Source organism: Pseudomonas sp. TH31 (genome assembly GCF_016650815.1).
GTDB lineage: Bacteria > Pseudomonadota > Gammaproteobacteria > Pseudomonadales > Pseudomonadaceae > Aquipseudomonas.
The window spans coordinates 1-19,915 of record NZ_JAEKEZ010000034.1; the positions used below are offsets into that span (position 1 = coordinate 1).

The window sequence follows — 19,915 nt, forward strand, 5'->3', positions numbered from 1 at the left end:
TTCGATGCCCTGGCGCAGCGCTGCGACTTCATTACGGTGCGCCGAGCGATCCTCGCCCATGCGCCAAGTGCCCTGGCCAATGACCGGTACGTTGACGCCAGCCAGTTCAAGGGTCCGCATGAAAAACCTCCTTTCTTAAACGCGATCGATACTCCAGTGGGCAGCAGAATAGCTCAGGGGTTCCTTGGGTTGATGCCTGTAGGCTGAGCTTGCTCGCGATGGGGGCTGACATTCAACATTGAAGTTGGCTGACACGGCCTCATCGCGAGCAGGCTCGCTCCCACAGGGGATTTGCGCCAAGCGGGTTATTTGGCGGAGAACTTGATCAGCGTGCTCTGGGTATACGTCTTGCCTGGATCCAACCGCGTACTCGGGAAATTCGACTGATTCGGCGAGTCTGGATAATGCTGGGTCTCCAGGGTGAACGCGCCCCAATGCGGATAAACCTTGCCAGCCTTGCCCTTGACCGTGCCGTCAAGGAAGTTGCTGGTGTAGAACTGCAGGCCCGGTTCGGTGGTGTAGAGCTGCAAGCGGCGGCCGGAGGCCGGGTCGAGCACATCGGCAGCGAGTTGCCCTATGTCACCCTCGGCATCCAGGACCCAGTTGAAATCAAAACCACCGTGTTTTGGCTCGGCAAACTTCAACTGCGGATGATCAGCCTTGATGTTTTGGCCGATGGCCGTCGGTTGAGTGAAGTCCATGGGCGTGCCGCTGACCGCCAGCAGTTCGCCGGTGGGGATCAGTTTGGCATTGACCGGGGTGTAATGGTCGGCGTGCAACGTGACGAGTTGTTTGAGCACATTGCCATTGCCAGCGCCGGCCAGGTTGAAATAACTGTGGTTGGTCAGGTTCAGCACGGTGGGTTTGTCGGTGCTGGCCTTGTACTCGATGCGCAGTTCGTTCTTCTCGGTGAGGCTGTAAGTCACCTCGGTTTTCATGTTCCCGGGAAGCCCATTTCACCGTCCTTCGACAGGTACGTCAGGGTGACGCCCACTGAGTCATCGGTTTTGCTCGGTTCAGCTTTCCACACGTGTTTGTCGAAACCCTGGGGGCCTCCGTGCAAGGCGTTCGGGCCGTCATTTTTCGGCACTTGATAGTGTTTACCGTCCAGATCAAAAGCACCATTGGCCAGGCGATTGCCGTAGCGGCCGATGGTCGCGCCAAAATACGCGGTGCCGGCCTGATAACCCTGGACGTTATCGAAACCCAGGACGATGTCTTCGGCGTTGCCGTCTTTGTCCGGCACTTTCAGCGATTGCAACGTGGCACCATAGGTAATGACCGTGGCTTGCAGACCATGGCTGTTGCGCAAGATGTATTGCTCGACAGGTGTGCCGTCATTGGTCTTGCCGAAAGCTTTGTGCTCGCTGGACAGGCCGGCGGCGTAGGCGGGTAGGGTGGCGATCATCAGGGACAGTCCAAGGGCGCAAAGCAGAAAGCGGGGTTGAAGCATGGCTGAGCATCCTTTTTTGTTGTTTTCAATGGGTATTCAAATCTGACAGTCAGTTCTGAGGAACGGCTCACTAGTCATGCTAAATGATGTATTGATCTGGGTTTATAGCTGATAAGGCAAGTATTTCAACTGTAAAGTCTGACTAAACTGTTGGTGCTCATGACCATAGATCGCCTGGATGCCGTCGGCACTGCACTTTTGTGAATTAACCGGCTCTATCCATGGCCAGGCTGCGGCGACTCCCGCCGCGCAGGAATGTGTTAGCCCAATCACCCATGGTTCGAGCCTTACCCCACCTGAAAACCCGAATTCGCCTGCTGGCGTGTCTGTCGATGCTCCTTGCCAGCGGTTGCAGCCAGCAGCAGGGCAGTGATGTCATCAGCCAGTTCCGCGAAGGCAAACCCCAGGAATTTCTCCAGACCAGCGTTGATCGCATGGCCACGTTGTCGATGCACGACAACCTGCAAAGCCTCTATCTGTTGATGAGCAAACTCTATCTGCGTAACCCTGAAGAGCTGAAGAAATCCGGCTTCCTCGATGCCCGCACGGCTGAAAAACAGGTGCGCATGGCCATCGAACAGCAAGAGCCATTGCCGACCCTGGGTGGTAAAAAGACCTGGTGGCGTTGAGCTATGCGATGAGTCCGGAGTTTCTGGGCGACCGGGTCGGGGCCTTCATCTATGCCATCGGCAGCATGCTGGTCACGGCCCACGGCAATCGGCTGGAGTTCTACATGACGGATGCGATCAACCCGGTCTTCGTCAGCAACGCCGCGCGCAACATCGAGAAAGCCACCTGGATCTTGAGCCAACGGCAAAACAGGAACGGCGAACCGTTGCTGTTCTCCAACGAAATCTCGGAGGAGGGCAGCAACCTGAGTTTCGCCGTGGAATTCGGCAAGATCGTCGCGCGCCTGGACCTGCTGACCCAGATGCTGGACGAGCGTTATCGGCGTATCGGTTTGAATTATGCGCAGAGCCTGTTGTTTTTGAATTTCTTGCCGGTGCAGTGAATCGGGTAAAGTGGCGCGGGCTTTGTATACAATTTGCCGCCGACATTGACTGGAAGGAGCCGCAGACGTCATGACCGAGAACGCCACCGCCGGGGGGCTGTTTGGTGGCCTGCTGCTGGACCGCGCCGGGGTGATTTCATTTCCGTGGGCACTGCTGGTTCTGTCGCTGATTGCCTTCGCCACGGTGTGGATCAATCGCCACAACAGCTTCAAGCCAGGACGGCGGGTGCACTGACAACCCCATTTCTGTAGGAGCTGCCGAAGGCTGCGATCTTTTGACTTTGTTTTTCAAGATCAAGATCAAAAGATCGCAGCCTGCGGCAGCTCCTACGGGATTGAGGTTTTTGGGTTTGGGGCATAACGATAGACCGCATCGATATAAGTGGTTATAAGAAAAATCGCTATGCTGCGGGCCAGTTTTTTCATGCGTTTTTTGTGGGCGTGTTAATGGAATTCGGTAATTTCGGGTTAGTCGTTGCAGGCTTGGTGGTTGGCTTTATCGTCGGGATGACCGGCGTGGGTGGCGGTTCGCTGATGACGCCGATCCTCTTGTGGTTCGGCGTCAACCCGGCCACCGCGGTAGGCACGGACTTGCTGTACGCGGCCATCACCAAATCCAGCGGCGTGCTGGTGCACCGCAAGAACAGGAACATCGATTGGGCGATCACCGGTTGGCTGACCCTCGGCAGTGTGCCGGCGGTGGCCATGACCTTGTGGTTTCTGAGCAGCCTGCACACCGCGCCCGAGGCGATGAACGCCATCATCAAGCAAGCCCTGGGCTTGGTGCTGTTTGCCACGGCCCTGGCGATTTTCTTCAAGAAACGCCTGCTCGACTTCGCCCACAAACGTGCCGGTGGCAACTACAACCCCAGCGGCACGCGCCTGAACGTGCTGACGGTCATCACTGGCCTGATCCTCGGAACCATGGTCGCCCTGACCTCCATCGGTGCCGGCGCCTTGGGCACCGTGGCGCTGTTCATCCTTTATCCGCTGCTGCCAACCCGCCGCCTGGTCGGCACAGAAATCGCCCACGCCGTGCCATTGACCCTGGTTGCCGGCCTTGGCCATGCGAGCATGGGCAATATGGATTGGCACGTACTCGGCTTCCTGCTGATGGGTTCGCTGCCGGGGATCTGGCTGGGCAGCCACCTGACCGGCCGCATCTCCGACGAACTGCTGCGCCCGTGCCTGGCGACGATGCTGGTATTGATCGGCTATAAGCTGGCGTTTTGATCTCCCTGAGTTAATTGGTCCAACCCTGACTGGTGGGCGCGAGCCTGGGTCCTTGCAGTCAGCTATATGCTGACTGTTAGTCCGCCATCGCGAGCAGGCTCGCTCCCACAAGTCAGGGTTGGTCAAATCTTTATCGACAGCCCACTTCGCTCAGCCACTTGCAAACAAACCCCTTCTTGCACCCCATAGGTGCTACGGTGCAAAGCGACCCTTTCATTCGTCAGCGGATGACCTGTCGACATTTCCCGTGATCGACAACGAAGAGGCGATACATGCACGCGTTAATCGACGCCTCTGAGCATCAACTCCACACCGCCGGGTTTTGCCTCGACGCGTTGTCATGACCTCCCCGCCAAAAAGCCTGCCGCTGATTCTCAGCGAGCTGCGCATCGCCACCACCCAGCAGCACCAGTTGTTGGAAAAACGCATTCCGTTCTATACGGCCGATCAAACCCTCTATACCCGACTGATCGAAGCCTATTACGGTTTCTATCGGCCACTGGAAAGCCTGCTGTTCCAACTGGCAATGACCATTCCTGATCTGGACTGGCTGATTCGCAGCAAAACGCCCTCCCTGGAAGCCGACCTGAATGCGTTGGGTCTGGATGCGGATGAGATTGTGGCGATTCCCCAGTGCCGGTTTTCCCTGGAAATCACCACGGTTGCTGACGTGCTGGGCGTCTTGTATGTCCTGGAGGGCGCAACCCTGGGCGGACAATCCTTGCGCAACGGGTTGTACTCGCGCCTGGGGATTGATGAACACCGGGGTGGGCGGTTTTTCGCGGTGTATGGCACATCGACCTTGATGATGTGGCGAGGTTTTCTGGGCTGCCTGTATGAAGTGCGTGACCCTGGCGAACGTGCGCAATCGGTGGTGGCGGCCGAGGCGACCTTCAAGGCGTTCGAGGACTGGCTTGAGTACTGCGAGGTGTTGCAATGAGCCACCTGAGCGCGGAGCAACTCGATGCCGCGCTCGCCCAATGCGCCAGTGAGGCGATCTGCATTCCGGGGTCGATCCGGCCCCATGGCGTGCTGCTGACGCTGAGTGAACCTGAGTTGATCATCGGCAAGCGCCTCACCACCGATAGTTCTCGGTGTTGATCAAGGTGCAGTGCTGCGCTTCATCACCGTGACCAGGCCGTTGTCGTCCACGTCTTCGATTTCTTCCCAGCCTAACCTGGCGTATAGCGCCTGAGCGTTGGGGGTGCACAGATAGAGCTCCGGCACACCGACCTGCGCGGCTTCCTCAACAATGCGTGTCACCAGTTGCGAGGCAATTCCTCGGCCACGGTGTTCGGGCTTGACGTAGACCCCGGCCAGCCAAGGCGTCAACTGCGGGCGGGCGTCCAGATCGTGGGCCAGCAGCAAGGCGCCGCCAAGCAATTGCGAGTCTTCGATGGCCACCACCACCGTCGGCACCGAACCTCTGCCGCAACTGTCGCGCATGCGTTCGGTTTGTGCCTCAAGGGTGTTGCCGGGTTTGTAATGGCCCCACTCGTTGAAATTGAGTTCGGCGAATTCGGCGATCAGGGCCGGGTGATCGCAGAGATAGTCGAGATGAATGGCCAACTGAAACTCCTTTTCCGGGTGCCGGCGATTCGTTCGCAGGCCTGGAACTCCACCATAAAGCGCACATAAACCGTAATCAATCGCTGCTCACAATCCTTCACCGTCTGTTGCGCAATGCCGGCCCTGACCTAAGCTTTGGTCAACGCGAAACATATTCGTGGATCGTCACCCGGAACGATCGCCGCGATGCGCAATCATTAGAGCGTGGATATCAAAAGGAGATGCGCATGCTCATCAGGTCATTGACCCTGGCTACTCTGCTGGCATTCGCCGGCCCCCTGTTCGCCGCCGACAGCGACTCACCCCTGGCTGCGGATGTGGGCAGGGCCCGACCGCTGATCGTAATCGCGCCCAGTACCGTCGATCCGGTCTGGGTGAGCCTGAAAAAGTCGCTGGAGGATCCGGCCAACAAACAGGGGATCGCCCAACGCAACATCAAGGTCTACAGCGTGTTGAACATGTTCGGTCAGCTTGACGGCAAGGATCTCGGCCAGCAGGACACCATGGCGCTCATCCGCTCGCTGAAACTCGGTGCCGGGGCGTTGCCCAAAGTCATCCTGGTGGGCAAGGATGGCGAGACGAAGCTTGAGAGTTCGGGGGAAGAATCGAAGTCAGTCGACTTGAAGAAAATCTTCGACACCATCGACGCCCTGCCGGCGGCCGAGAAAGAGCTTGCACCGCCGACCCCGCCGCCAGTAGCCGCCGAACCGGCCACCACAAAAGGGGCCAAGGGCAGCAAACCGGGTAAACCGGCCAAGCCTGCCAAACCGGTTGAACAGCCGGATGATTGATTAATCACCTGTAGGAGCGAAGCTTGCTCGCGATAGCGTCGGCATATCCGGGATTCATGTGACTGATAGAGCGCTTTCGCGAGCAGGCTCGCGCCCACAGGTTTTGTGATAATCCGCTCAGGCGATGGTGTCCACGACACCGCCATCTACCCGCAGCGCTGCACCGGTGGTGGCCGACGCCTGAGGTGACACCACATAAACCACCATATTCGCCACTTCCTCCATGCTCGCCGCCCGCTGGATGATCGACGTCGGACGGTTTGCCATGACAAAGTCTGCTGCAACCTTTTCAATCGGCTCTGCGGACTTTTGCTGCTGGTCCTTAAGCATGTCCTGCAAGCCCTCGGACAACGTCGGCCCCGGCAGAACCGAATTTACCGTTACCCCGGTGCCCGCCATGCGCTTGGCCAAACCACGGGAGATCGACAGGTTCGACGTCTTGGTGAACCCGTAATGAATCATGTCCGCCGGAATATTCAGCGCTGACTCGGACGAAATAAACACCACCCGGCCCCAGCCGTTCCTGGCCATGTCCTGGAGATAAGCACGGGACAGCCGCACGCCGGACATCACATTCACTTCGAAGAACTTCTCCCAGACCTCATCGTCAGTCTCGAAGAAATCCTGCGGGCCATAGATCCCGACGTTATTTACCAGAATGTCCACGCGGGGCAGGGCCGCGACCATCGCGTTGCAACCCTCGGCGGTGCCGACATCGGCGGCAATGCCACGCACGCTGGCTGACGGGAGGAGGTGCTTGAGCTGGGTGACGGCGGCGTCTACGGCGTCTTGCTTGCGGCCGTTGATCACCACCTCGGCGCCGGACTGGGCCAGGCCTCTGGCGATAGCGAAACCGATGCCTTGGGTGGAGCCGGTGATGAGGGCGGTTTTGGTGGAGAGATCGATGTTCATGGAGGGATCGCTCTTGAAGGGAGGTAAGAGGGATGACTGCGCGGGTCTTAGCCTAGTTCAAGTGATCGCCAAACTTGTGTCCTGCACATAACCCCTGTGGCAGCGGGCTTGCTCACGAAAGCGCTCTATCAGTCACATTGATGTTGGATGTGTCGATGCCTTCGCGAGCAAGACTCGCTCCCACAGGTTATGTACTTCGGGTTACTCGGCCAGTGCACTCAGGATCTGGTGAGCAGCCTTGACCCGTTCCGGGATCGGGTAGTTTTTGTTGGCCAGGATCACGATGCCGATGTCTTTGGCGGGCACGAACGCCACATAAGTACCGAAGCCACCGGTAGAACCGGTTTTGTTGATCAACACATTGCCTGGCTCAGGCTGCGGCGGGTTCAGCCATTGGACTTTATGCGCTTGCATGGCCATTGGCGTCGAGTTGCCGGCGAGCAATTTATCGAGGGTGATCGGGTAGGTGTAGCGTTCCCAGCCCAGCCCCTGAGTCATGTCGCCAACCGTGTAGTAACCGGTGTGAGTGGCGGCAATTGCCTTCTGGATTGGCGCTTCAAGCCCCGAAGGTTTCAGGTTCGCCTGAACAAAACGAATCATGTCCGTCGCACTGGTTTTTACCCCATACGCCTCCGAATCCAGCGCCCCCGGTCCGACCCGCACAGGTTTACCGTCTTTGCTATAACCCTGAGCGTAAAGCCCCATCTGATCTTGCGGCACTTTGAGGTAGGTGTGTTTCAACCCGAGTTTCGGCAGCAGCGTTTTTTCCATCACATCATCAAAAGGCTGGCCCAGGCTTTGCGCGGCCAGATAGCCGAACAGCCCGATGCTGGGGTTCGAATACAGGCGATGGGTGCCGGCGCCGTACTCCGGTTTCCACTGCTTGAAGTAGCCAAGCATTTTATCTGCGTGATCGAACGCATCAGGGAACTGCAGCGGCAAACCGCCGGCGGTGTAGGTGCCCAGTTGCAACACGCTGACGTTATCGAGCGCACTGCCGCGCAACGCCGGTAACACCTGGCTGGCCTTGTCGCTAAAGGACAGTTTGCCGGTGGCCTGGGCGTAGCCGCCGACAGTGGCGGTGAAGGTTTTGCTTACCGAGCCGATTTCGAACAGGGTGTTTTCGGTGACCGCTTGGGCGTTTTCTTTGTTGGCAACGCCGTAGTTAAAGTAATGCGGCTTGCCATCGACGGTCACAGCCACCGCCAGGCCTGGAACGCCTTGGGTTTGCATGATCGGGCGAATGGCAGCGTCGACCGCACTTTGAATCTGCTGGTCTGTCTGGCCCTGTGCCAGGCACGGGCCGGCGCTGAGTAAGGCCGCGCAAGCCCCGAAAATAGAGAGTCTGGTCATGGTGATTGTGTCCTTCATTGGTTCTATTCCATGCGAATTGGTTCGGCTAAGCGGTAGACTGCCCGCCACCGACCGGTGAACGGCGCGGCAAATTTAGGCAGTCTGCCGCTGATCGACAACCGATGAAATTTCGCACGAGCCATTAGAAAAATTTTGGAGTGGCCATGATTCGTCCACAACTACCGTTGAACGCACTCCGCGCCTTCGAGGCCTCGGCGCGGCATTTGAGCTTTACTCGCGCGGCGGTGGAGTTGTGCGTCACGCAAGCGGCGGTGAGTCATCAGGTCAAAAGCCTTGAGGCTCAGCTTAACGTAACCCTGTTCAAACGCCTGCCCCGTGGCTTGATGCTGACCAGCGAGGGCGAAACCTTGCTGCCGGTGCTGCGAGAATCCTTCGACCGGATTGCCGAAACCCTGGAGCGACTTGAGGGCGGACATTACCGGGAAGTGTTGACGGTCGGCGTCGTCGGGACGTTCGCGGTGGGCTGGCTGTTGCCGCGCCTGGCGGACTTCCAGGCGAAACATCCGTTCATAGATTTGCGCCTGTCGACCAACAACAACCGGGTGGACGTGGCCGCTGAAGGGCTGGACTGCGCGATCCGCTTTGGCGCCGGGGCGTGGCATGGGATTGGCGGTGCGGCTGATCGAGGCGCCGCTGTCGGTATTGTGCGTGCCCGAGATCGCCCGGCAACTGGCATCGCCCGCCGATTTGTTGCAGCAGACGTTGTTGCGCTCTTACCGCACGGATGAATGGCCGGACTGGTTTCAGGCGTCTGGCCTCTCGACCCATGCTGCGCCGCCACAAAGCATTATCTTCGACTCATCGCTGGCGATGATGGAGGCGGCACTGCAGGGTGCCGGTGTGGCGTTGGCACCGCCGTTGATGTTTGCTCGGCAATTGGCGGCGGGGGCTATTGAGCAGCCGTTTGCCATTCATATCACCACGGGTAGTTACTGGTTGACACGCTTGCAGTCGCGGCCTGAAACGTCGGCGATGACGGCGTTCAAGGGATGGTTGCTGCAGGCTGCGCAGATGAATCCGGATTAATGCAGAACCTGTGGGAGCGAGCCTGCTCGCGATAGCGTCAGCAGCCCCACCACCCGCCGCTCCAGATTCAGCGCCAGCACACTGACCAACACCACTATCGCCCCCACAACCACCATCAACGCCGGCCGCTCGCCCAGCGCAACAGACGCAATCGCCATCGCCGTCGGTGGCACCAGATACAACGTCATCGCCGCACGACTCAAATCCATATGGGCCAGCACAAACGCCCACGCCAGGTACGCCAAGGCACTCGGAAACACGCCCAACCCCATCACCGTCATCTGCACTTCAACCGGTGCCCGCACCACTTGATCCGCCAGCCCCGGTAGATAAACCAATAACAACGCGGTCCCGCACCAGACGGTGTAGCAAGTCAGGGTCAAACCGTCATACCGCCCGGTGTGATGCTTGTGCAGCGCAAAGTAAAAACTCCACGACACCGCGGCCATCAGAATCAGCAAGCCGTGCGCATCAATGCTACCCAGCCCTTTATCACCGGCCACCACAATCACCACGCCGATCAACCCCAGCAACACACAACCCCAGCGCCAGCCACTCACCCGATCCTTGAACACGAAACGCGCCAGCAGCGTGCTGAACAGAGGCGTCGATTGCGCCAACACACTGGAAGCCCCAGCGCTGACGCCTTGTTGGCCGAAGTTCAGCAGGACGTGGTGCAGGCTCACGGCAAAGAACCCGAGGGTAATCAAGAACGGCAGGTCACGCATTTTCGGCAGGCTGATGCCGCGCCACGCCGCAATCACCGCCATGAACACCGACGCCACCAAAAACCGCAGCAGTGCCAGGTGGCCGGGGTCGTAGGTCTGCAAGCCGAGGTGAATACCGCTCGGTGAATAGCCCCAGCACGCCACGACAAACGCCATGGCCAGGATGATTTTGAGGGCGGGGGAAGTGACGGCATGATCGGATACCTGTGGGGTGATGCCCCCAGTATTGGAAGTCCGATCATTCGCCACAACTGACTTATACTGTGGTAATTATTCACTTTTGGTGATGTATGGAATTGGCTCAAATTCGCATGTTCAAGACCATTGCCGGTGTCGGCAGCATCGCCCGGGCGGCCGAGCTGTTGCACTGCGTGCCGTCGAACATCACCGCGCGGATCAAGGCGCTGGAGGCCGAATTGGGGGTGGCGCTGTTTCTGCGCGAGGGTCGTGGACTGCGGATCAGTCCGTCGGGGCAGACCTTTCTGGCCTACGCCTCGAAGATTCTGGCGCTAACGGTAGAAGCCAAACGAGCACTGGACCCGGCAGCCGAGCCATCCGGACCGCTACGCATCGGCGCCATCGAATCGTCGGCTACCGGTCGATTGCCGCGGTTACTCGCCAAGTTCCACAAGCGTTATCCCGGCGTAGCCCTGGAGCTGACCACCGGTACCTGGAGCCAATTGCTCGACGACACGGCCAATCACCGCCTCGACGGCGCAATCGTCGCGGTGGATGTCGAGCGCTCGCAGCTCATGCGCACGCCGATGTACCGCGAGGAGCTGTTGCTGATTGCTTCAACGTCGCTGGGGCCGGTGCGCGACGTCGCGGATTTGCAGGGCAAAACCGTGTTCATGTGGCCGCAGGGCTGTCCGTATAGGGCGGCGCTGGAACATTGGTTGCTGCGCCAGGGGCAGGCGTTGCCGATTGTCAGCCTGGCCAGTTATGGGGCGATTGTCGGTTGCGTCAGTGCCGGGGCTGGCGTGGCGTTGGTGCCAAAAGGGGTGTTTGATCAGTACGCGAAAGGGGCAGGGTGCGCGGGGTATGAATTCCCGGAACTGACGGCGGTGGAGAATTTGTTCTACTGGCATGAAAATGCCGGGGTTCACCCGGCGCGAGAGGCGTTTGTGGGGATGTTGCGCGAAGAGTTCGCCTGACTTCCGTGATGTCCGCGGTGAATGGATCCCCCCGTAGGAGCTGCCGAAGGCTGCGATCTTTTGATCTTTAGCAATCTTCGAATCGCCGAAGATCAAGATCAAGATCAAGATCAAAAGATCGCAGCCTTCGGCAGCTCCTACAGTATTGCGGTGCCGGCGAAGGCAGTGGTGCAAGCTGTATCGGAGTTACGTCGCGCTGATATCGCGCATCAACAACCCAAACCGCAAATCCAGCGCATCCGGGATCGGCACATACACCGTGTGCCCATCCCCCGGCGCCACTTCGATCGGCTCGCCCTTGACGTTTTGCAACTGATGTAAATCAAAGTGGAAGTTGCCCTTGGGCGTCATCAATTCCAGGTGGTCGCCCAGGCCAAAGCGGTTCTTCACCTTCACTTCGGCCAGTCGATCGTGCCGTTCGCCAGTCAATTCCCCGACAAATTGCTGGCGCTCCGACACCGAGCTGCCGTTCCGGTAGTTCTGATACTCATCATGCACATGCCGGCGCAGAAAACCTTCGGTGTAGCCGCGCTGGGCCAGGGACTCCAGATCAGTCATCAGATTGCGGTCGAAGGCGCGACCGGCCACCGCGTCATCAATGGCCTGGCGATACACCTGAGTAGTGCGGGCGCAATAGAAGTGCGATTTGGTCCGGCCTTCGATCTTCAGTGAATGCACACCCATTTGCGTCAAACGCTCGACATGCTGCACGGCGCGCAGGTCTTTGGCGTTCATGATGTAGGTGCCGTGTTCGTCCTCGAAGGCCGGCATCAGCTCGTCCGGTCGATTGGCTTCCTGCAACAGGAACACCTGATCGGTCGGCGCGCCGATGCCCAGGGTCGGTTCAGGCTGGAACTGCTGAACAATCTCGCCGAGCTGGTTTTCCGTGGCCTGCGTAGCCGAGTACTTCCAGCGACAGGCATTGGTGCAACTGCCCTGATTCGCGTCGCGCTTGTTCATGTAGCCCGACAGCAGGCAGCGACCGGAATAGGCCATGCACAACGCGCCGTGAACGAACACTTCCAGTTCCATGGCCGGCACTTGCTGGCGGATTTCGGCGATTTCTTCCAGGGACAGTTCCCGCGACAGGATAATCCGGCTCAAGCCCTGTTGCTGCCAGAACTCGACGCTCGCCCAATTCACTGTGTTGGCCTGCACCGACAGATGGATCGGCATCTGCGGGAAGTGCCGGCGTACCAGCATGATCAGGCCCGGTCGGACATGATCAGCGCATCCGGCGCCATGGTGATCACCGGTGCCAGGTCTTTCAGAAACGTTTTGAGCTTGGCATTGTGCGGTGCGATGTTCACCACCACGTAGAAACGCTTGCCCTGGGCCTGGGCTTCCTTGATGCCGAGGGCGAGGTTGGCGTGGTCGAATTCGTTATTGCGCACCCGCAAGCTGTAGCGCGGCTGCCCGGCGTACACCGCATCGGCGCCGTAGGCGAAGGCATAACGCATGTTTTTCAGGGTGCCGGCGGGGGCGAGCAGCTCCGGGGTTGAGAGCAGTGTGGCAAGGGGCATGGCGGTATCAATCGCAAAGCCGCCGAGGATAGAGGCGTTGCCCGCAGGGATCATTGATCTGGATCTATGCTTGATGAACAAACGGATGGCACTCGTGCGAACCGCGGCGGACTAAGCATCAAGGAGCGCCTGCTCCGTTGCGCACTGACATGGATCGGACATGAAAGAAACCACGCTACAAAACAGAGCGCTGCTGGTATTGCTGGTTGCCGTGACCTTCGCGTTTATCTGGATTCTCTTGCCGTTTTACGGTGCGGTGTTCTGGGCGGTCATCCTCGGCATCGTCTTCGCGCCGATGCAGCGGCGGCTGCAATCGAAGTTCGGCTGGCAGCGCAACCTGACGTCCCTGTGCACCCTGAGTATTTGTCTGGTGATCGCGATTTTGCCGGTGATCATCATCAGCGTCCTGCTGGTCCAGGAAGGCGCGTCGCTGTACAACCGCATCGAAAGCGGCGAGCTGGACATCGCCGGGTATGTGTCGCAGTTCAAGCATGGCTTGCCGCCGTATTTCCAGCATTTGCTTGATCGGTTTGGCGTGGGTGAGTTGAAGGGGGTGCAGGACAAAATCGTCAAGGGCGCGATGCAAGGCAGTCAATTCTTTGCCACGCAGGTTTTCAGTGTTGGTCAGGGGACGTTCGAGTTCATCGTCAGCTTTTTCATCATGCTGTACCTGTTGTTCTTCTTTCTGCGGGACGGCGCCGAGCTGGCGCGCAAAGTCCGCACCGCCGTGCCGTTGCAGGAACACCAGAAACGCCGTTTGCAGCTTAAATTCAATCGCGTGGTGCGGGCCACCGTCAAAGGTAACTTGCTCGTGGCGATCACGCAGGGCGCGTTGGGTGGCTTGATTTTCTGGTTTCTGGATATCCCCAGTGTGTTGCTCTGGGCGGTGTCGATGGCGTTTCTGTCGCTGTTGCCAGCGGTGGGGGCGGGGATTGTCTGGGCGCCGGTGGCGGTGTACTTCCTGCTCAGCGGGGCGATCTGGCAGGGCGTGGTGCTGGGGCTGTTCGGAGTGTTTGTGATTGGCCTGGTGGACAATCTGCTGCGGCCGATCCTGGTGGGCAAAGACACCCGGATGCCCGACTACTTGATCCTGATCTCGACCTTGGGCGGTATGGCCGTGTTCGGTCTGAACGGGTTTGTGATCGGGCCGTTGATCGCCGCGCTGTTTATGTCGAGCTGGGCGATCTTCATTGAAAGCAAGCCGCGGGTCCAGTTGCCTTAGGCGATGAGCCGGACGACGCCGATACGTAGTGACAGGGCCTGGGCGGCGGGAAGCGAGGTGAGCGGGCCGCTGATCGGTTCGCCGTCGCGCACCACATACCAGCAGGCGAGCAGTCCCAGCTCTCTGAGCGATGCGGGAACGGCGCTGCCAATAACGGACATGATCTGAACCTGGGACATAAGTACCTCCATCAATCTATGGAGCTACCTTACGGACCGCGCGGTTCAACGGACAATCAACGTTCTTGATAGTGGTCATTGATGCCAGCGAGTGTGGCGGTCAATCGACTACCAGATCGAGCATATGCACCACTTCCTGCTCGTTGAGCAGGCCTTTGCGCACCAGGTTTTCTGCCAGCAGCGAGAGAAACTTGGCGCTGCGATGGCCTTCCAGGTGCTTGAGTTCGGTCAGTGCGTTGTACACCTTGCTGGAGGTACACAAGCCGACATTGCGGTGCGGGTTTTGCGTTGGCATGAGATCGTCCTTGTTTTTATCAACCTGTTGTTTACGGACAGGCCCAAGCTTGCGGACCTGACATGACATAAATATGACCGTTTTCTTCAATGTGAAGGAAGGGCTGGCGTCAATCATGCCGATTCTAGTCGCAAGCACTGTCCTGGCAGCGACCTTGGTGACATTTATTCAGACTTCAGAAACAAAAACAGGCCCCGCCTTGCGGCGGTGCCTGTTCCAGTTCCAGCTGAACGCTACGTGTGTGGGCCTTAATAGCGAGGCTGAACGTAGTAGCCCTGTGGCTGGTAGTAAACCGGTGGCGGTTGGACATAGACCGGCTGCGGCTGGACATAGACCGGCTGCGGTTGGACGTAGACCGGTTGCTGTACGTAAACCGTACGCGGACCCGAGTTGGCGTACACAGAACCCGCTACCACAGCGCCCAGGACTGCACCGACAGCGGCCGGCCCGACCCAGCCACCGTGACCGCCACCCCAGCAGCAGCCGCCGTGGCCACCACCGTGATAATAGTAACCACCGGCTTGCGCCTGTCCGGCGACAGCTAATGCACCGATCAGCAAAGCTAAGACAGGAAGTTTACGGATCATGATAATTCCTCGTTGTTCGACCCGCGCTTGAATCTGCAATAGACCCAAGGATTGTCGCGGGGATACTTCTAAGACAGCGCTTTTTTGAAAAACTGCACAATCGTTAGGTAAATTTTGTGTAAGGTCTGTACCGGCTTCTTTACGGTCCTGCAAAGCCGAGTGCAGGCAGGCCTCTATGATCGAACAGAACAGGATGGAATGGCCAATCCCGTCCATCTGAAAGTGCATTGGAAGGAGATGTTTCATGCAGATGAACCCCAACAAAGACACCCAGCTGTGCATGTCCCTGTCAGCACGCCCCGGGAACTTTGGCCTGCGATTTCACAATCATCTGTACGAACAACTGGGGTTGAATTTTTACTACAAGGCCTTCAGCAGCCAGGACCTTCCCGGCGCTGTGGGCGGCATTCGTGCCTTGGGCATTCGCGGTTGCGGCGTGTCGATGCCGTTCAAGGAAGCCTGTATCGCGCTGGTCGATGAGCTGGACGCCTCGGCTGCGGCCATTCAATCGATCAACACCATCGTCAATACCGACGGCCACCTCAAGGCCTACAACACCGATTACATTGCCATCGCCCAGTTGCTGGAAACCCATCAAGTGCCGAAGCAGTCGACCTTTGCCCTGCGCGGCAGTGGCGGCATGGCCAAGGCGGTGGCCAGTGCCTTGCGTGATGGCGGTTACGAAAACGGCCTGATCGTCGCCCGAAACGAGCGCGCCGGGCGGGGGTTGGCCGAGTCCCTGGGCTATGCGTGGCAAGCAGAACTGGGGACGCGGAGCCCACAGATGTTGATCAACGTTACGCCGATCGGCATGACCGGCGGCTCGGACGCCGATCAACTGGCGTTTGACGCTGAAACCATCGCTTCTGCCGAGACTGTCTTCGATGTAGTGGCGATCCCCTCGGAAACACCGCTGATCGTGCGCGGTCGAGCTGAAGGCAAGCGGGTGATTACCGGGCTGGAAGTAATTGCGATCCAGGCGTTGGAGCAGTTTGTGCTTTATACCGGCGTGCGGCCGACGGATGAGCAGTTCAAGGCCGCGGTGGCGTTTGCCCGGAGTTGATAACGGCTAAAGATCAAAAGATCGCAGCCTTCGGCAGCTCCTACATGGATTGCGTACACCCTGTAGGAGCTGCCGAAGGCTGCGATCTTTTTGCGTCTGGCCAGCTCTATACTGGTCCCCAGCAAACGAAGATTTGCCTCCTACAACAAACACCGTGACCGAGGTCCCCATGCATCCCGCCATTCTCAATCTGGATCAGGCCGAGCTGTTACCGTTGCCTCAATCGCTGGCCCCGACCGGTGACACCGCCGGGCGCTATCAACAACGCATGGCCCGAATTGGCCAGCAACTGGGCGCGCAGAAGCTCGGTTATCGCTTGTATGCGCTGGAACCGGGGATGCGCGGCAGTCCGTTTCATAGTCATCGGGTCAACGAGGAGATGTTTTTCGTCGTGGCCGGGGAAGGGGAGGTTCGTCTCGGTGCCGAGCGTTTCCCGATTCGCGCCGGCGACGTGATCGCCTGCCCGCCGGGCGGTCCTGAGGCGGCGCATCAGATCATCAATAGCAGCAACGCGGAACTGCGTTATCTGGCGGTCAGTACCCAGCAATCGCCGGAAATCTGCGAATACCCGGATTCCGGCAAGTATGCGGTGATGGATGACTTCAAGGTTGATGCCCAGGGCAATGCCTCGGGGTTTGTCGCAGTCGCCAGACAGGCCGACGGGATCGATTACTGGGACGGCGAGTAACCCATTTTTTGTAGCAGCTGCCGAGGCTGCGAGGCTGCGTTCGGCTGCGAAGCAGTCGTGAAATCAAGCACTGCGATCATTTCAGTTAAACCGCGTGTGCGAGGACTTCGTCCTCGAACGCAGCCTCGCAGGCTCGGCAGCTGCTACGGATAGCATCAATTATTCGAGGCGTGCCAGACGCTCTTCCAGCGCCGCAATCCGTGCCTCAAGCTCTTCAATCCGCTCTACCGACACACTGCCAGCGCCACGTTCCACCGGGTTCTGCCGAGCGGCGAGGATCACTTCGATATCTGCTGGATCGCCCAGTGCATGCATATAACGGTCTTCACGCTGACCGGCCTGACGCGCAATCAGCAACGCCAGACCCGGGCAATCAAACGTTCGAGCTGATGCACTACCTGCTCGGCATCTTCGAACTCATGCATGCGGCCGCTGCGGGTCAGCAGTTCATTGACCGTTTGCGGGCCGCGCAGAAACAGCAGGCCGGTCAGAATCACCTGGGCCGGCACCAGTTCCAGCGCCTTGTCCACCTTGTGTTCCCAGCGGTCGGCACGGCTGCCCATCACCAATTTGCTGAAGCCTCGGCCTTCGAGGGCGCGCAGGCTCTGGCCGACCTGACCTTGGGTGAGGTTCATCACCGGTTCGCGGCTGGTTTTCTGGTTACAGGCGATGACCAGCGCGTTGAGGGTTAGCGGATAGGTTTCCGGGCTGGTGGCCTGCTTCTCGATCAACGAACCCAGGATGCGGATTTCCGTGCTATTGAGGCGCGGTTCGTCGGAGGTCGTTTCTTGCTCAGTGCTCATCGCGCTTTTCCCTTTGCTGTCAAAGCGTGCAGTCGAAGCCACCTAGCGTAATCCTTGCTGGATAAAAGACAAGCCGCAGAGCGCTCGGGCATGGCTATAATCGGCGCATGTTTCAACCCCGCCACAACACGAGACTGCCATGACCATTTCCCTGTACGCCGCTTCCGTCCCGGTTTTCAAACAAATGCTCAACGCCCTGAGCGACGTTTTGAACAAGGCTGAAGCCCACGCTACCGCCAAGAACATCGACCCGAACGCGTTCCTGCAAGCCCGTCTGTACCCGGACATGTTCCCGCTGGTGCGTCAGGTGCAGATCGCCGTTGATTTCGCCAAGGGCGTTTCCGCGCGTCTGGCTGAAGTCGAGCTGCCGAAGTACGACGACACTGAAACCACCTTCGCCGAGCTGCAAGCGCTGATCGCCAAGGTTCTGGCCTTCATCGGCGAGTTCAAGCCTGAGCAGATCGATGGCAAGGAAGGGATCGAGATCATCACCCGTCAAGGCACGCCGAAAGAGAAACGCTTCACTGGCCAGGCTTACCTGCTGACCTACGGCCTGCCTCAGTTCTTCTTCCACGTCACCACCACCTACGCACTGCTGCGTCATAACGGTGTTGAAGTGGGCAAGCGCGATTACATGGGCGCGTTCTAAAGCACCCGGATACAAAAAAGCCCGCCAAGGTTTGCGCCTTGGCGGGCTTTTTTAGATGAAATTGGCGTTGCTGCGGCTGACGCTAAAAGATCGCAGCCTTCGGCAGCTCCTACATTGGATCGACGTATACCCTGTAGGAGCTGCCGAAGGCTGCGATCTTTGACCTTATGCCAAACGTTGCGCTTTTTCGTCTTCGCCCAAACACGCCGCGGCGGTAAACAATACATCGGTGGACGAATTCAACGCTGTCTCCGCCGAATCCTGCAACACACCGATGATGAAACCGACTGCCACCACCTGCATGGCGATCTCACTCGGAATCCCAAACAGGCTGCACGCCAGCGGAATCAGCAACAACGAACCGCCCGCCACACCCGAGGCGCCACACGCGCAAATCGCTGCAACCACGCTGAGCAAAATGGCAGTCGGAATGTCCACGGCAATCCCCAGCGTATGCACGGCGGCCAGGGTCAGCACAGTAATGGTGATCGCCGCGCCTGCCATGTTGATGGTCGCGCCGAGCGGGATCGACACCGAGTAGGTGTCTTCATGCAGGCCCAGGCGTTTGCTCAACTCCAGGTTGACCGGAATGTTCGCCGCCGAACTGCGGGTGAAAAACGCAGTGATGCCGCTTTCTCGCAGGCACATCAGCACCAGCGGATAGGGGTTGCGGCGCAGTTTCCAGAACACGATGATCGGGTTCATCACCAACGCTACAAACAGCATGCAGCCGAGCAATACCGCCAGCAGGTGCACGTAGCCAATCAAGGCGCCGAAGCCCGAGCTGGCCAGGGTCGAAGCCACCAGCCCGAATATCCCCAGCGGCGCGAAACGGATCACTAGGCGCACGATCAAGGTCACGCCGTTGGACAAGTCGCCGAGTACCTCGCGGGTCGTATCACCGGCATGGCGAATGGCGACACCCATGCCGATCGCCCACGCCAGAATGCCGATGAAGTTGGCATTCATCAGCGCGCTGACCGGGTTGTCGACCACGCTCAACAGCAGACTTTGCAGGACTTCACTGATGCCGCCCGGTGCGGTCACCGCAACGTCGTGCGTCGCCAGGACCAACGTCGAAGGGAACAACGTGCTGGCGACGACCGCGACCACGGCGGCGGCGAAGGTGCCCAGCAAGTACAGAAACAGAATCGGCCGGATGTGGGTTTCCTGACCGTGCTTATGGTTGGCGATCGAGGCCATGACCAGCACGAACACCAGGATCGGCGCGACGGCTTTCAGGGCTGACACAAAGACTTTGCCAATGAACGCGGTGGCCTTCGCCGCTTCAGGGGCGAACAGGGCCAGGGCAATGCCCGCGATCAAGCCGATGATGATTTGCGTGACCAGGCTGGTGCGTTTCAAACGGTGCAATAGGGAAGGGGATGAAGCGCTCATAACGGTATCTCTGATTTTTTTGGGTGCAGGGTTTCGTAGGTCATGCAGCAAAAAGCCGGGCAGGCCACATGAAAGGAACCGAGGGGGTAACGCGACATCAATGCCAAAAACTGGCCGATGAACAGGGTGTACGAATCGCAGGGCGCGGACTTTATCACAGGGTCGTCTCGATCCTTCAGACCTGTGACGATCTGCCACCCGGTTATATAAGCGGATATGTCCGAGTTGAGCCACCGCTGTCGGAAACACTCTGATA

Annotated in this window: 17 protein-coding genes and 7 pseudogenes; 12 read left to right on the forward strand and 12 right to left on the reverse strand. The window is 58.7% G+C overall.

The window, feature by feature from the left end:
• Together JFV26_RS28445 and JFV26_RS28450 are read right to left on the reverse strand one after the other, a co-directional pair.
• Positions 1 to 120: pseudogene (locus JFV26_RS28445) on the reverse strand (aldo/keto reductase); the annotation flags it as partial.
• Between the two features lie 185 nt (positions 121 to 305).
• Positions 306 to 1,453, reverse strand: a pseudogene (locus tag JFV26_RS28450) (aldose epimerase family protein).
• 275 nt (positions 1,454 to 1,728) lie between these two features.
• Between JFV26_RS28450 and JFV26_RS28455 the strand changes: the two are divergent.
• The 5 genes and pseudogenes from JFV26_RS28455 to JFV26_RS28475 all read left to right on the forward strand — a co-directional run.
• Positions 1,729 to 2,465 (forward strand): annotated as a pseudogene (locus JFV26_RS28455) (hypothetical protein).
• Positions 2,466 to 2,535: 70 nt separating this feature from the next.
• Complete coding sequence (locus tag JFV26_RS28460; RefSeq protein ID WP_242487936.1) at positions 2,536 to 2,700, forward strand: hypothetical protein; 165 nt, start codon at positions 2,536 to 2,538, stop codon at positions 2,698 to 2,700.
• Positions 2,701 to 2,912: 212 nt separating this feature from the next.
• Positions 2,913 to 3,698, forward strand: coding sequence for a sulfite exporter TauE/SafE family protein (locus JFV26_RS28465; protein WP_201197025.1), 786 nt, complete (start codon positions 2,913 to 2,915; stop codon positions 3,696 to 3,698).
• A 340-nt stretch (positions 3,699 to 4,038) separates the two neighbouring features.
• A complete protein-coding gene (locus JFV26_RS28470; RefSeq protein WP_201197026.1) occupies positions 4,039 to 4,638 on the forward strand; it encodes a biliverdin-producing heme oxygenase in 600 nt (199 codons plus the stop codon).
• Positions 4,635 to 4,763, forward strand: a pseudogene (locus JFV26_RS28475) (hypothetical protein); the annotation flags it as partial. The gene JFV26_RS28470 and the pseudogene JFV26_RS28475, both read left to right, overlap by 4 nt.
• A gap of 36 nt (positions 4,764 to 4,799) precedes the next feature.
• On the opposite strand, the gene JFV26_RS28480 reads toward JFV26_RS28475, so the two are convergent.
• Positions 4,800 to 5,267, reverse strand: coding sequence for a GNAT family N-acetyltransferase (locus JFV26_RS28480; RefSeq protein ID WP_207204077.1), 468 nt, complete (start codon positions 5,265 to 5,267; stop codon positions 4,800 to 4,802).
• A gap of 227 nt (positions 5,268 to 5,494) precedes the next feature.
• On the opposite strand from JFV26_RS28480, the gene JFV26_RS28485 reads away from it, so the two are divergent.
• Entirely contained in the window at positions 5,495 to 6,058 is a 564-nt protein-coding gene (locus tag JFV26_RS28485) for a DUF4174 domain-containing protein (protein ID WP_201197028.1), read from the forward strand.
• Positions 6,059 to 6,175: 117 nt separating this feature from the next.
• Here JFV26_RS28485 and JFV26_RS28490 read toward each other — a convergent pair whose 3' ends face one another.
• Positions 6,176 to 6,970 (reverse strand): SDR family NAD(P)-dependent oxidoreductase, encoded by a 795-nt coding sequence (locus tag JFV26_RS28490; RefSeq protein ID WP_201197029.1) that lies wholly within the window; start codon positions 6,968 to 6,970, stop codon positions 6,176 to 6,178.
• Between the two features lie 201 nt (positions 6,971 to 7,171).
• Entirely contained in the window at positions 7,172 to 8,341 is a 1,170-nt protein-coding gene (ampC, locus tag JFV26_RS28495) for a class C beta-lactamase (protein ID WP_201197030.1), read from the reverse strand.
• A 146-nt stretch (positions 8,342 to 8,487) separates the two neighbouring features.
• Here ampC and JFV26_RS28500 point away from each other — a divergent pair.
• A pseudogene (locus JFV26_RS28500) lies at positions 8,488 to 9,370 on the forward strand (LysR family transcriptional regulator).
• Here the strand turns inward: JFV26_RS28500 and JFV26_RS28505 are convergent.
• The gene (locus JFV26_RS28505) at positions 9,367 to 10,314 is read right to left on the reverse strand and encodes a DMT family transporter (protein ID WP_342215496.1); all 948 of its coding nucleotides are present in this window, start codon (positions 10,312 to 10,314) and stop codon (positions 9,367 to 9,369) included. The pseudogene JFV26_RS28500 and the gene JFV26_RS28505 sit on opposite strands and share 4 nt — an antisense overlap.
• A gap of 74 nt (positions 10,315 to 10,388) precedes the next feature.
• On the opposite strand from JFV26_RS28505, the gene JFV26_RS28510 reads away from it, so the two are divergent.
• On the forward strand, positions 10,389 to 11,252 hold the full coding sequence (locus JFV26_RS28510; RefSeq protein WP_201197032.1) for a LysR substrate-binding domain-containing protein: 864 nt from the start codon (positions 10,389 to 10,391) through the stop codon (positions 11,250 to 11,252).
• 186 nt (positions 11,253 to 11,438) lie between these two features.
• Here the strand turns inward: JFV26_RS28510 and trhP are convergent.
• A pseudogene (trhP, locus tag JFV26_RS28515) lies at positions 11,439 to 12,775 on the reverse strand (prephenate-dependent tRNA uridine(34) hydroxylase TrhP).
• 160 nt (positions 12,776 to 12,935) lie between these two features.
• Here trhP and JFV26_RS28520 point away from each other — a divergent pair.
• A complete protein-coding gene (locus tag JFV26_RS28520) occupies positions 12,936 to 13,997 on the forward strand; it encodes an AI-2E family transporter (RefSeq protein ID WP_201197033.1) in 1,062 nt (353 codons plus the stop codon).
• Here the strand turns inward: JFV26_RS28520 and JFV26_RS28525 are convergent.
• The 3 genes from JFV26_RS28525 to JFV26_RS28535 all read right to left on the reverse strand — a co-directional run bounded on the left by JFV26_RS28525 (position 13,994) and on the right by JFV26_RS28535 (position 15,058).
• Entirely contained in the window at positions 13,994 to 14,176 is a 183-nt protein-coding gene (locus JFV26_RS28525; RefSeq protein ID WP_201197034.1) for a hypothetical protein, read from the reverse strand. The two genes, JFV26_RS28520 and JFV26_RS28525, sit on opposite strands and share 4 nt — an antisense overlap.
• A gap of 100 nt (positions 14,177 to 14,276) precedes the next feature.
• Entirely contained in the window at positions 14,277 to 14,471 is a 195-nt protein-coding gene (locus JFV26_RS28530; protein WP_123409983.1) for a hypothetical protein, read from the reverse strand.
• Between the two features lie 248 nt (positions 14,472 to 14,719).
• Complete coding sequence (locus JFV26_RS28535; RefSeq protein ID WP_201197035.1) at positions 14,720 to 15,058, reverse strand: hypothetical protein; 339 nt, start codon at positions 15,056 to 15,058, stop codon at positions 14,720 to 14,722.
• A gap of 244 nt (positions 15,059 to 15,302) precedes the next feature.
• Between JFV26_RS28535 and JFV26_RS28540 the strand changes: the two genes are divergently transcribed.
• Positions 15,303 to 16,121: a shikimate 5-dehydrogenase gene (locus JFV26_RS28540; protein WP_201197036.1), complete on the forward strand. Its 819-nt coding sequence runs from the start codon at positions 15,303 to 15,305 to the stop codon at positions 16,119 to 16,121.
• Between the two features lie 169 nt (positions 16,122 to 16,290).
• The gene (locus JFV26_RS28545; RefSeq protein WP_201197037.1) at positions 16,291 to 16,809 is read left to right on the forward strand and encodes a cupin domain-containing protein; all 519 of its coding nucleotides are present in this window, start codon (positions 16,291 to 16,293) and stop codon (positions 16,807 to 16,809) included.
• Between the two features lie 159 nt (positions 16,810 to 16,968).
• Here JFV26_RS28545 and JFV26_RS28550 read toward each other — a convergent pair.
• Positions 16,969 to 17,612, reverse strand: a pseudogene (locus JFV26_RS28550) (YceH family protein).
• Positions 17,613 to 17,751: 139 nt separating this feature from the next.
• Between JFV26_RS28550 and JFV26_RS28555 the strand changes: the two are divergent.
• A complete protein-coding gene (locus tag JFV26_RS28555; RefSeq protein ID WP_201197038.1) occupies positions 17,752 to 18,261 on the forward strand; it encodes a DUF1993 domain-containing protein in 510 nt (169 codons plus the stop codon).
• Positions 18,262 to 18,426: 165 nt separating this feature from the next.
• Here the strand turns inward: JFV26_RS28555 and sstT are convergent, their stop codons facing one another.
• The gene (gene sstT, locus JFV26_RS28560; protein ID WP_201197039.1) at positions 18,427 to 19,659 is read right to left on the reverse strand and encodes a serine/threonine transporter SstT; all 1,233 of its coding nucleotides are present in this window, start codon (positions 19,657 to 19,659) and stop codon (positions 18,427 to 18,429) included.
• Between the last annotated feature and the right edge of the window lie 256 nt (positions 19,660 to 19,915).